The organism is Flavobacterium sp. FG19 (assembly GCF_057809475.1).
Map to the genome: position 1 here is coordinate 154,347 of NZ_JBMDKA010000007.1, position 12,302 is coordinate 166,648.

At 33.1% G+C, this 12,302-nt stretch carries 16 protein-coding genes; 14 read left to right on the forward strand and 2 right to left on the reverse strand.

Features of this window, described 5'->3' with window-relative positions:
• The first annotated feature begins 14 nt into the window (after positions 1-14).
• The 14 genes from ACODST_RS09410 (at position 15) to ACODST_RS09475 (ending at position 10,432) form a co-directional block, all read left to right on the forward strand.
• Entirely contained in the window at positions 15-614 is a 600-nt protein-coding gene (locus ACODST_RS09410) for a hypothetical protein (RefSeq protein WP_488931858.1), read from the forward strand.
• Positions 615-628: 14 nt separating this feature from the next.
• On the forward strand, positions 629-1,081 hold the full coding sequence (locus ACODST_RS09415) for a hypothetical protein (RefSeq protein ID WP_488931859.1): 453 nt from the start codon (positions 629-631) through the stop codon (positions 1,079-1,081).
• A 3-nt stretch (positions 1,082-1,084) separates the two neighbouring features.
• The gene (locus ACODST_RS09420) at positions 1,085-1,432 is read left to right on the forward strand and encodes a hypothetical protein (protein ID WP_488931860.1); all 348 of its coding nucleotides are present in this window, start codon (positions 1,085-1,087) and stop codon (positions 1,430-1,432) included.
• A 124-nt stretch (positions 1,433-1,556) separates the two neighbouring features.
• Positions 1,557-1,988 carry a YybH family protein gene (locus ACODST_RS09425; protein ID WP_488931861.1) on the forward strand — a complete coding sequence of 144 codons (432 nt, stop codon included), beginning with the start codon at positions 1,557-1,559 and terminating at the stop codon, positions 1,986-1,988.
• A 217-nt stretch (positions 1,989-2,205) separates the two neighbouring features.
• On the forward strand, positions 2,206-2,487 hold the full coding sequence (locus ACODST_RS09430; RefSeq protein ID WP_488931862.1) for a hypothetical protein: 282 nt from the start codon (positions 2,206-2,208) through the stop codon (positions 2,485-2,487).
• A 290-nt stretch (positions 2,488-2,777) separates the two neighbouring features.
• Entirely contained in the window at positions 2,778-3,788 is a 1,011-nt protein-coding gene (locus ACODST_RS09435; protein ID WP_488931863.1) for a PDDEXK nuclease domain-containing protein, read from the forward strand.
• A 195-nt stretch (positions 3,789-3,983) separates the two neighbouring features.
• The gene (locus ACODST_RS09440) at positions 3,984-5,018 is read left to right on the forward strand and encodes an oxidoreductase (RefSeq protein WP_488931864.1); all 1,035 of its coding nucleotides are present in this window, start codon (positions 3,984-3,986) and stop codon (positions 5,016-5,018) included.
• Positions 5,019-5,036: 18 nt separating this feature from the next.
• Positions 5,037-5,162: a hypothetical protein gene (locus ACODST_RS09445; RefSeq protein WP_488931865.1), complete on the forward strand. Its 126-nt coding sequence runs from the start codon at positions 5,037-5,039 to the stop codon at positions 5,160-5,162.
• 156 nt (positions 5,163-5,318) lie between these two features.
• Positions 5,319-6,032, forward strand: coding sequence for a hypothetical protein (locus ACODST_RS09450; RefSeq protein ID WP_488931866.1), 714 nt, complete (start codon positions 5,319-5,321; stop codon positions 6,030-6,032).
• A gap of 38 nt (positions 6,033-6,070) precedes the next feature.
• The gene (locus tag ACODST_RS09455; protein ID WP_488931867.1) at positions 6,071-6,631 is read left to right on the forward strand and encodes a hypothetical protein; all 561 of its coding nucleotides are present in this window, start codon (positions 6,071-6,073) and stop codon (positions 6,629-6,631) included.
• Between the two features lie 143 nt (positions 6,632-6,774).
• Positions 6,775-7,368 carry a hypothetical protein gene (locus ACODST_RS09460; RefSeq protein WP_488931868.1) on the forward strand — a complete coding sequence of 198 codons (594 nt, stop codon included), beginning with the start codon at positions 6,775-6,777 and terminating at the stop codon, positions 7,366-7,368.
• 8 nt (positions 7,369-7,376) lie between these two features.
• Complete coding sequence (locus ACODST_RS09465) at positions 7,377-8,540, forward strand: leucine-rich repeat domain-containing protein (RefSeq protein ID WP_488931869.1); 1,164 nt, start codon at positions 7,377-7,379, stop codon at positions 8,538-8,540.
• 583 nt (positions 8,541-9,123) lie between these two features.
• Entirely contained in the window at positions 9,124-9,576 is a 453-nt protein-coding gene (gene tnpA, locus ACODST_RS09470) for an IS200/IS605 family transposase (protein WP_488931870.1), read from the forward strand.
• A 463-nt stretch (positions 9,577-10,039) separates the two neighbouring features.
• The gene (locus ACODST_RS09475) at positions 10,040-10,432 is read left to right on the forward strand and encodes a helix-turn-helix domain-containing protein (protein ID WP_488931871.1); all 393 of its coding nucleotides are present in this window, start codon (positions 10,040-10,042) and stop codon (positions 10,430-10,432) included.
• Positions 10,433-10,518: 86 nt separating this feature from the next.
• Here the strand turns inward: ACODST_RS09475 and ACODST_RS09480 are convergent, their stop codons facing one another.
• Entirely contained in the window at positions 10,519-10,932 is a 414-nt protein-coding gene (locus ACODST_RS09480) for a hypothetical protein (RefSeq protein WP_488931872.1), read from the reverse strand.
• Between the two features lie 10 nt (positions 10,933-10,942).
• Positions 10,943-11,959, reverse strand: coding sequence for a type I restriction enzyme HsdR N-terminal domain-containing protein (locus ACODST_RS09485; RefSeq protein WP_488931873.1), 1,017 nt, complete (start codon positions 11,957-11,959; stop codon positions 10,943-10,945).
• Between the last annotated feature and the right edge of the window lie 343 nt (positions 11,960-12,302).

Below are 12,302 nucleotides of genomic sequence, written 5' to 3' on the forward strand. Positions count from 1 at the left end.
TTAAATACTAAAAAATGAAAAAAGAAATATTAGATCGAATCCAGCAAATTGGCGGAAACATCGACAAAGTAAAAGGTAATTCATTACAGGAAGATTTACAATCAATCGAATTCAGTCACCCATTATATACCGATTATTATGAAGACGAGTTATATGGAGCCGATGAATTTTATGCCAATAACCGTGAATTGTATCAGGAAAACAGAAAAGAATTTTATGACCAATTACTAAATCATTTTTTCTCTGATCATGAACTTCCTTACGGACAGGATTTTTACAGAAACTTTCTTTTTACCCCTTTTAAAAAAGGCACAAAAGATTTTGAAGAATTTGTCGGATTAATCGATGAAGCTGAAGTCAGAGAGGTAGTGGAAGGCATAGATTTAGATTTCATTTGTATTTGCTATTCATACGGATATCCGGATCAGTTTTTTATCTGTCTGACAGATCCTGATCCCGAAAACCCAACAGTTTATTCGACCGATCATGAAGTATTTTTCAGTGAAATTGAGAATGAAGGAAGTCTCGAAGAATTTCTTAAACGTTATTTAACCAAAGAGGAATTCTTAGAAATAGTTAAAAATTATATTGAGAATGAAAAAACCGATAAATAGCATTCTGTATCAACATGAAGCAATCTTATTTAAGTAAAACACTTCGTTTTTTAACAAAACACCTCATCATTGTTCTGCTTCTCTTTTCAGGGACATTCTTAGAAGTTTACTGGTCAATGGGCGAATTTTCAGAAAAAATATCAAGCGGCTGTCCTGACTGTTCGTTTACAGAAGATCTTATTCTGATGTCAGCTTTAAACGGTATCTTTTTAACTTTTGTTTTTTTTCTGATTTCTTTTATCAAAAACAAATATTTAGAAGTCAGTATTCAATTGTTATTCTTATTTTTAACATGGCTGTTTTGGAATTACAGCATTTTTACAGACAGAGAATCTTCATGGAGTACTTATACTTTAAACGAAGAACTGACTTATACGATGCATTATTCCCTACTGCCTGTTTTTATTACAGCTGTTATTACTATCTTGATCTTAAATTTTATTTCTAAAAACCGTAAAACTAAATAAACCATGACACTATTAGGCTGGCTGCTAATCCCTATAACCATATTGATTATAGTACTATTTAAAAAAGGCAGTACGCTTATAATAAAATCCGTGTTACTTATTATTCCGTTATTGATTATTATAGCGTGGTTTGCCAACGAAGGAGCCTTTAGCGGAAGCGGCTTAGCAAAACTCTACGGATCGCTGACGATAATATGTTATGTTTTTTGTTATGAAGTAGGATTACTCGTCCATCATTTCTATCTGCCCAAAAAGAATACCAATGCAATAGAAGATGATGTACTTCTAAGTATCGGACTTGTAATTTTAATTGCGTCACTGGCTTACTTTTTCATCGTACTTTCACAATAGGGAAACACCTTCTCAACATAATCAGTTAATTAAAAGGCTTATCCTAATACATTTATAGCTTTTTTCAGCTGTTTTATACTGCTGTCTTCTATAATTTTAGTCATTCAAAATTAAAATTATCGATATGCGTTACTTAAAATTCTTTTGTATTGGATTCCTGATCATGATTTCCTTTAAAGGCAGTTGTCAGGATAAAATTACCAGTCAGGTACTCGAACGTTTAAAAGCACAGCAAACCTGCTGGAACAATGGCGATCTCGATGGCTACCTAAACTTTTACGCTCCGGTAGATAACGTTAGAATGATTTACAGTGGCGGCGTTGTATACGGAAAAGAGAATATTTCGGCTTTTTTCAAAAAATACTGGCCCAAGGAAAGAATGGGCAAATTAACCATGACCAATTTTGTTGTCGAGCCGCTTTCACGCACAGATGCCTTTGTAAGTGCCCAATTTAATGTCGAAGCTCCCAACGGGAAAAACAGCTCTGGCCAATTCTCCGGAATCATGCGAAAAATAAACGGTCTTTGGTATTTGTATATTGACCATTCAGGATAAAAAAAACTGTCATAAATTAGGAATAGAACTGTATTAACCATTTATAATAAATCGGATGAGCTTCTTTAATAAAATTCAAAAAGCATTTTTGTCTTTTCTCATTATCCTGTTAAGCCTCTTTACATACAATCATACAAATGCACAAGCATCCGGAAATTTAAAAGAACTAACAAAAAAGTTCAGCAGAACATGATACAGCAGCAGTGAGAAAAGATACGTGACTTTTTTCTTTGAAAAAGGATATGACTACGCCACGGTAAATACCTGGTCAGGTACACTCAACAAACAAAAAAATATCGATGCCTACAAAGCCTTTACAAAAGGCAGTAAATTAATATTACCGGCCGAAAACGATGATCATCATGGCTGTTATTGTGAAATTGATGTAAAAAATAACAAACTCATTTATAAGTGTAATGAAGGATTCAATTTCACAGATAATTTTTTGAACACCAAAAAACCAATTTATACAACCCAATATAAAAAAGTCCAAAATTAAACGCTGATTACATCAATTACAACAAAGTCATTCGATCGAATGGCTTTGTCTGTTATACAATCAATTGTTTCAAGGGAACATATTCCCGGCAGTAAAAACCCACAAAAATTAAACAACCACTAATCTCTCTTTTGAAACTATTCAAACATACCACAACAACAGCTGACAGTACCTTTTCAGACTAAGACTTATACTAATACAATTAAATCCTATTACGGTATAGAATTGTGAACCACTTAAGATAGTTTTACAGGATTCTGAATTTCTTAAAATTTATAATAAAGAAAATCATGGAACTAAAAAGAGAACTTATACAACAAATACAGGCAATTATCGCCGGTTCCAGAGAAAGAGCAATCCGATCAGTAGATATGGAGCGGGTAGTAATGTACTGGCAGATAGGCAAAGTAATTCTGGAAGAAGAGCAGGCAGGAAAAGAAAGAGCAGCATATGGCGAGTTCTTAATAAAGTCATTGTCAAATGAGCTTCAGCCTCAGTTTGGAAGTGGCTTTTCGATAAGACAATTGGAGCGCTACAGACAGTTTTACAGAATATTTCCAAATACGTCCGCACTGCGGACGCAATTTAGCTGGACACATTATAAAACACTACTAAGTATTTCCAACGAAGATAAAAGAAGTTTTTACATTGCCGAAACGGAGAAAAACAACTGGACAGCAAGAGAACTGGAAAGACAGGTAAACAGTCAGTTGTTTGAACGGCTTTTACTGAGCAGCGATATAAAATCGGTTTTAAATGTGGCAAGACAGGAAAAACTTCCTGCCGAGGCAAAAGACATTATTAAAGATCCTATGGTTCTTGAATTTTTAGGATTAAAACGAGAAACATCCTACTATGAAAAAGATCTCGAAAGTGCCATCATTACACATCTTCAGGAATTTTTACTGGAAATTGGCAATGGCTTTTCTTTTATTGCAAGACAAAAACGTATACATCTTGACGGTGATGATTTTTTTGTTGATCTGGTACTGTACAACCGTTTATTACAAGCCTTTGTTATAATGGAAATCAAAACCGAGAAACTGACCCATCAGGATATTGGTCAGCTGCAGATGTATGTAAATTATTTTGACCGCTACGAAAAACAGGATTTTGAAAACCCAACCATTGGAATTTTGCTGTGTGCCGACAAAAATGATGCAATAGTAAAAATAACACTTCCGGAAAACAACAAGACAATTATCGCCAGTAAATATCAGCTCTATCTTCCAACGGAACAGCAATTAATTGCAGAAGTAAAAAGAGAAATCGAAAAACTGGACACTACAGATCTGCACTGACATTACAGTAATACTAAAAACAAACATCTTAAATCATCGCCAAAACAATTATCAACATCATCAGCCAGGAACAAACCCCTCTCTTCTTATAGAGAAAAACCAGAGCTATCGGTTTTAAATTTTCATTTTCAAATTTCAACAAATTAAAGTACTTTCGTACATAACGATTAGCAACTTAAAATTTATAACTGAATAATGAAAATAAAGCCTCTAGTATTATCTGCCGTTTTTTTAAGTCTATTAGCTGCCTGCGACAAAAAAACATCTGTTAAAACATCCCCGTCGTCTGCATCTGAAAATAAAATAGTCGAAAACGATACTCTTCAGGAAACCGACGAAGGAACACCAAGAAAAGAAAGTATCAATTTGTTTACCATTATGCCAAAAGACAGCAGCGATGTTGCTTTTGTTTCCCTTTCGGACATTTATCCCGCAGTCGATGAAAAAGACACTCTTGTGCTGCCAAATATCGAAAAAATGGGAAAATACGAGGCACAGTATTTTACCTTCGATAAAAACTACCGAAAAAGATTCTTATCCAAAACCAATCTCAGCGAAACTGACTCTGTTTTTGTTTACGATTATGCCAAAAACAAGTTGGCTTCATTTGCTGTAAAAAATCTAAAAACCGCAGCCATGCTCAATGGGTATTCTTCAGAAGAAGACTGGCCGTATCATCCTTATGATTTTATGATTGGGTTTGAAATCAATAAAAAATATCTAAAAGGATTCAGTGAATATTTTCGGGATGCGATTGTTTATGCAGGGCCTGAAAATCCTTTTGCCAACGAACCTTTAAAGGCTATAAAATGGAAAAAAATCACCCAAAAAGAATATCCATCGAAATCTTTAAAGAATGCTTACAAAAATACGTTAAAGGGCACCATTGCCGGAAATACTTATTTTTATCAGACCAGCAGCCATCAGTATTTTTTACAGGATTATCTGGATAATCATAAAATAATTTATGCCAGACGCCTTTTGGTAACAGATGCCAAAACAAAAGAAATTATTATCGAAAAACTATACAGCCAGGGCGAAGGCACTTCTCCTTCTCCGCTAAATTATGAAAACGGAGATGACGCCGTTGACCAGTGGACGGGAAAACTTTTCAGGAATAAACCTGAAGTTGTTTTTGGTTTTTTATATGAATCTTTCGGCTGTCCGGGAATTTCAATTATCGACAAATCAAATGAAGAAATTTACCTTCAGTGCGACAATCGTCATTAAAATAAAAAACAGAAAATTTTGTTTTCAAAAGAATCTTTTACAATAAACATGAAACAAATAAAAACACGTATCGCCGATTGCGCACTAGAATATGACGAAATAAAAGAATCGTCTCCGGCATCAGAGAAAATCGCTGCTGATTAGTTATTAAAAACAGGTCTTCCGGAACGATCCCTTGAAAATGTTCTGAAGGAATTATTTGAAAGAGCCGAAGGAAATTTAAGCCGCTGGGATTAAAACCTCTCCAAATGAGCCGCAGAAATAAATACCATCTGTCAATAAAATCGAAAGGACAATACCATGATAGAAAATTTACCTTTGTATATAACCGTAGTTTTCATTCTTACAACAGTTGTTGTATTGGGACTTTTTCTCTGGAATATTAAGAACGCAGCCTCTCAGGAAATCCGAAAAAAAACAGGGCTGATTGCAATGATTTTGATAATCTGGCTGCTTATTCAGGCTGTTTTATCACTTCAGAACCTCTATAGCTCCAATACAAATTCTTTTCCGCCAGACATTATGCTCTTTGGTATTTTTCCGGCAGTGATTGCTATTATCCTCTTATTTATTTTTCCAAAAGGAAGACGATTCGCAGATAGTTTACCATTAAAACATTTAACTATTCTACACAGTATCAGGATTCCGGTTGAAATTGTCCTGTTCTGGCTTTTTATTTATAAAACGATTCCGCAGCTTATGACTTTTGAAGGACGCAATTTTGATATCCTCGCCGGAATCACAGCGCCGTTTATAGCTTACTATGGATTTATAAAAAGCAAGATCAGCCGAAACGGAATTTTATTCTGGAACATTATCTGTCTTGGTCTTTTATTAAATATTGTAATCAATGCTGTGCTTTCGGCCCCTTCGCCTGTTCAAAAATTCGCTTTTGACCAGCCCAATACTGCCATTCTGAATTTTCCTTTTATCTGGCTGCCTTCGTTTATAGTGCCTGTCGTCCTTTTTGCACATCTGGCCTCGATCAGGCAGTTGTGGAAATCCAAAGATTAATTCTCTTTCGTCAAAAAAAATAAAAAATATCCTAAATCATGTCTGAATTAAGCTCCTTATACTGCAAAGTAAAAATTACAAAACCTCAGCTGGAAGCATTTTTAAACAGTCCGCTTGAGCAACCTGAATTAAACTCAAACTGGCTCAACTGGTGGGACAGTAGAAAAATGCATTCCAAAATGCCCCTGACCAAAGAATTACTCCGTGCTTATAACGATCAAAATAATAAAGAAGTCCTCGACGGCTGGATGGAGTACCAGCAAGCTATGGCTTTTTCAGATTATGACGAAACAACAGAAGAATGGCAGTGGGGAATGATGTTTTTCAGCCAGAACTATATCGAAATGCTGCCCATGTTTACGTTTATCATCAGCCTTGAAAAATATATAAGCGAAAGCAGCGGCAATATGGCAATTGTTTTTCCTTTTTTCTGGGGAGATAATGGTGTTCACGCTTATATTCATTTTGAAAAAGGAAATGCTATTTTAAGTCCAACGGTGCAAACAACAGATGATATCAATCCTGAAACAGTACAAAACATAAAAGAGTATCTCAACAACAAATGGGATGAACTCGCCAGAGATCTGGATATGGATTAACTTGTTTAAAATAAAAAAATGACACGGAGGCACAATAAAACCCGACTCTCCTTCGCATTCATAAAATCATATTTTTTATCGATTCTGGCTTTTCCTGTGATTATTGTGACTTTATGAGGCTTTCAAAAAAGAGTGTCTCTTCTATGTTTGCAGAAAACAATCATAATTACAAAATCATGTCTGAATTAAGCTCTCTGTACTGTAAAGTAAAAATCACCAAACCTCAGCTTGAAAAATTTTTAAGCAACGCTCCTAAAAAACCGGAATTAAATGACAATTGGTTAAAATGGTGGGACAGTCGAAAAATGCATTCCAAAATGCCTCTGACCAAGGAATTCTTTTGTTCATATAACAATGATACGAATGAAGAAATTCTAAACGAGTGGATTAACAATAAAGAGGCTTTCGCTTTTTCAGATTATGATGAAACTTTACAAGAATGGCAATGGGGAATGATATCTTTTAGCGAAAATTATTTGGAAATGCTTCCCATGTTTGCATTTATCATCAGTATGGAAGAATATGTCAGCGAAAATAGCAGCAATTTAGCGATTGTCTATCCTTTTTTTTGGGGAGGTAAAGGTGTTAATGTCTATATTTGTTTTGAAGAATCTAAAGCAATTTTAAGCCCAACAGTACAAACAACCAATGATATTAATCCCGCAGCATTGGAAGGAATAAAAGAGTATCTCAAGGACAAATGGGATGAACTCTCAAAAGATATGGAACTCGATTAAAAAACACAATGATGGATATTACACATTCTTTTACCGATTCTGCTTTTAGACAATATGTTCTGGAAAATTTTTCACAGGACAAAACAACCCTTCAAACAAGTGATATTGAAAAGATTGTTTCACTGGATTTAAGTGTGCAAAAGTTGAAAAATCTGAATGGATTAGAATATTTTATTTCCTTAAAAAGTCTGGACTGCTCTTATAATAAACTGCAGTCTATTGATGTGAGCCCTAATTTACAGTTGGAACAATTAATCTGTAATGAGAATGAAATCCTGTCGCTCGATTTATCAGCCAATACAGAACTGCAGCATTTGAACTGTGGTTTTAATCGGTTAAAAAAACTAAACCTGAAACACAATCCCCTTCTAAAAGAACTTATCTGTCATTGGAACTTACTGACTGATCTTTCTACAGAAAACAATCTGCTTTTAGAAGAACTCGACTTTTCATACAATCATATTTTTGGAATAGAATTGGGCGAAAAACTCCATCTCAAACATTTAGAATGCAGTCAGAATGGTTTATTGAATCTCGATTTAAGCGGATGTATTTCATTACAAACCCTGCGATGCAGCAATAATGTACTCAAACAGCTTGATCTCCAAAACAACAAACAACTCGAAGATTTACGCTGTTTTTACAATCACATTTCGGTTTTAGATATTAGTCAGAATACCATACTTAAAAAACTCTATTGTTCAGACAATAAAATATCTGAACTCGATACCAGCCACAATCCTAAATTAGAATCTTTAGATTACGCCAATAATCTTATAAAAGAAGAAGATTATATCATTGACGGAATTGCGGTTTTCAAATACGATGTTTTGGCTTCGACTTATTCAGCTTACTTTATATTTGAAGATTCAGACCTTTATATTACTACAGAAGCCAAAACCAAAAAAGAAGTCAAAAAATTAAATCCGATTATTACAAAACTGTATCAAAACTTTACAAAACTTAATCAGGAAGCTTTAGCATTTATTCAGCAGAAACATCCGGATGAAAGTATCGAAACTCTAAAACCTTCGGATATTATTGTTGATGACGAAGAATTATTCAGAATAGGGTATGATACCGGCGATTCTCCTGCCGGAAGATTGTTTCTGTATGTTTCTTTTGATGCAAAACTTAAAATGAGCGATGAGATAATTTATGAAACGTATTGATTCTTTTTTTTTATTACAAAATGAACAAAGCCACTTCTTAAGGAAAAGTGGCTTTGTTCGTTTTAGTCACTCAGTATTAACTTATTATAGCACAATTATAACTTTTGCCAGCTCTTTTTAAATAATTCAGCTTTTAGTTTTGTTTTTTCGTACAACTTATGGTGAAAATAGGCATGAGAATAGGCTTTCGCCCTTTCAGGGCTGAATTAATTTATATTGGTATATTTTATATAGTGCGTTGCACCTATTCTAATGTTTAAGCTCTTTCAGAGCTATTTTGTTTGTCGCATAAATAAAAAGAACAGGTTTAAAAAATGGGCTGAAAGCCCAAAAGATATCACCATAGTGCAAAGCGCTATGCATACCGACCAAGAGCAGCCATCTAAAAAAAGGCTGAAAGCCCAAAAGAGACTACCATGTGCAGCGCGCTATGCATAGCGAGCAAAAACAGCCATCCAAAAATGGGCTGAAAGCCCAAAAGAGATTACCATAGCGCAGCGAGCTATGCATAGCAGCCATCTAAAATAGGCTGAAAGCCTAATACATTAATACTGTACAATTCACTTCAAATAAAAAGAAAATTATGCCGCAATCATTATACAAAGTATATGTGCATCTGGTATTCAGCACAAAAAAACGCTACCCTTTTATTGACGATGATATAAAAGAGAAATTATGGGCATATCTTGGAGGGATTTGTAAAGGGTTGGAATGCAATCCCATTCAGATAGGAGGGTATAATGACCATGTTCATATTCTATGCCTTTTATCCAAAAAAATTACGCAAATGAAATTGGTTGAAGAAGTAAAAAAGCAATCATCAAAATGGATAAAAACAGTAGACAGACGTTATGCAAACTTTTACTGGCAGGATGGTTACGGCATTTTTTCTGTTAATCCTTCGCAATTAGATATAGTGGTGAAATACATTAAAAATCAGGAAGAACATCATAAAAAAAAGACATTCCAAAAAGAGCTTTTAGCATTTTTAAACAAATATAATGTTGACTATGACGAACGATATCTTTGGGACTAGGCATTCGTCCTTTCAAAACTGAACTAATCCATATTATTACATTTTCTATAATACAATAAGCTGTGAACAAAGAAAATTTTATATCTCTAACTAATAAAAAGAAAAAAAAACAGACATCAACCTGTATAAAAAACATCAATCCCGTAATTATATTTTTTACACAGCAGCTGTAACAGATATAAAGCAGACACTTATTGTAAAGCCGGCTAAGTGGCAAGGGCCAGCAATAAAGCTATTTGGCAATAAAAGAATCCTAAATGGAGATGAGATTATCAAAATACAGATTCATCTTTCTGTAAGTAACGATTCACTTGTTTTTTCATATCGTTATGAGAAGAAGATAAAAATATCTAAATTTAAATCATTGACCAATTGCAAAATAAGCAAAAAATGTAATTTATCTGAAAAGCGCTGTTTTTTACCAAACGCTGTTTTGTAACCAAATTTTAAATACCTTTGAATTATGAGCACAACAAAATCAAATCATATAGGGCGAAAAATAAGCCGTATTCGTGAACTTCGTGATATGAAGCAGGAAGCTTTGGCACAAGCTTTAGGAACAAACCAGCAAACTATTTCGGCCATAGAAAACAGTGAAACTATTGATGAAGCAAAACTTCTTGAAATAGCAAAAGCACTTGGTGTGACTGCTGAAGCTATAAAAAGTTTTTCAGATGAAAATATGATTACGTATTTTAACACGTTCACGGATAGTCATGGAAACTTTGGAAATTTTGCCAGTGGTGCAATTTGTAATTTCAATCCTCTTGATAAAGTAGTAGAACTTTACGAACGTCTGGTTCAGGCCGAAAAAGATAAAGTTGAATATCTGGAAAAATTAATGAAGGGGAAATAATTCTTCTTTGTTTTAAATAATAGTAAAAGCCATTTCTGGAAACAGAAATGGCTTTTTTTGTTTTGTTCTAAAACTATTTAAAGACCTTATTTTAGAGTCTTAATATAATTTTGAACCAACATTAAATTTTGAAATTGATTTTGCAGAGAATTTGACATATTCTCTACAATAGCTCTGGTATAAATTTTATCAGAAAGAGTCTTTTCATAAATCTCATCTGAAAGACATTGTTCAAAATTATTTTTTAGAAACTGCAGATAGTCCGAAAAAGTCAAATTTTGAAAAAATAATTCATTCGAACAGTTTTTATTCTCAATATAGATTTCTAATAAATTTTGAATATCTAATGACATTTTTTGATTTACTTTAAAACTAACTTTCAAACTTTCCATTTCTTCATTTGGCTCTGTAAACTTCACCTCCTGAGGTTTCTGGCTCTGTATAAATGTTACAATAGCAATCAAGAGACCGATCAAAGCAATAATAAATTCAGCAGTCATATTCTATTTTTTATTCCAATAACAAAAGTGTTCTGTTGATCAGTTCATTTTTATATTTTAAAACATCATCAACACTACCTAACAAATACTCATTATTTTCAATTACAATCTTCAATTTTGTATCCGTAAAAACCAATTTACAAATCACTTTTTTCAGATTATCATCGACACTAATATTAAAAAAGCTTTTAAAATCTTTAAAGAAAATTCTTTGACTTGGTATTTTTTTATTCTGTATTAATAAAGTTCGGATAGTATGATAAGCCTGAATTTCCGTTTCGGTAGTTACAATTCCTCCAGTATTCGAATTAGATTCCGAAAGTATTTTTTTTTCATATAAAGATTTTAATAAAACCGAATTGATCATGTTGATCATTTTACCTTGTGTTTCTTCACTAAATTTTGTTTTGAAATTCATATTGCGATGAATAATCTTCAACAAATCTTTTGACGGTGCAATAAATTCTTTTAGCAGAGCAGACTCAAAATCTTCAACAAAAACACAATCCTGTGCCGTTTTAATAATTTCATTAATAACTACATATCTTTTATCAAATTTGATAAGTGTCTCTAAATCTTTATCAGAATAATTAGTAAGATTAAATACAAAGAATGGTTTTGTATCAATAACATTGGGTAATAGTATATCTGAGTAAAATCTATATTCTATCCCGTTAGTCAATACTGCAATTCTGGAACTTTTCGTATTATTAAAATATCCGTTAAGCTGTCCTGCTTCTTTGTCACTAAGTCTGCTGTTATACTTTTTTGCTTCAATTAAAATTGTCTCTTTTTTATTGAGCAAAATGGCATAATCAATTTTCTGACTCACTCTTTCGCCGAAATCGGCATTAAATTCCGGTATTAAATCATTAGAAATATAATTTAGAAGATGAAAGAAAGGTTCAATCAAAAATTTACGTGTTTGAGCTTCATTTGTACATAATTCAATTGCATCATTAATCTTGAAATTCTCAAGTGTTTTTTTTAACTGATTTATGGATTGTTTAGGAATGTTAGTGGTCATTTTTTGTAAGTGGTTAGTTAGACAATTTCTCAGGATCAAAACTAAGCAAATGAAACAAATAAAAGTATAATATTTTAAAAACCAATGCCTTAAAACATCAATTATCAAAACAAATATCTTGATTAAATTAAGTAAACATTTACGGAAAACCGTACTTAGTTAAAACAATATCGCTTTTCTTCAAAAGTATTATATTACCACCACAGGTTATCAGGTATTAATACCTGATTTGACTATTTAATTTCCACAAAACAAAAACTTTGCGCCTTAGCGTCTTTGCAGCAAAAAAACAATTTGATAAAAAAATTCCCGCCAGTCTTATCACATTACGTTTTAATTAGTA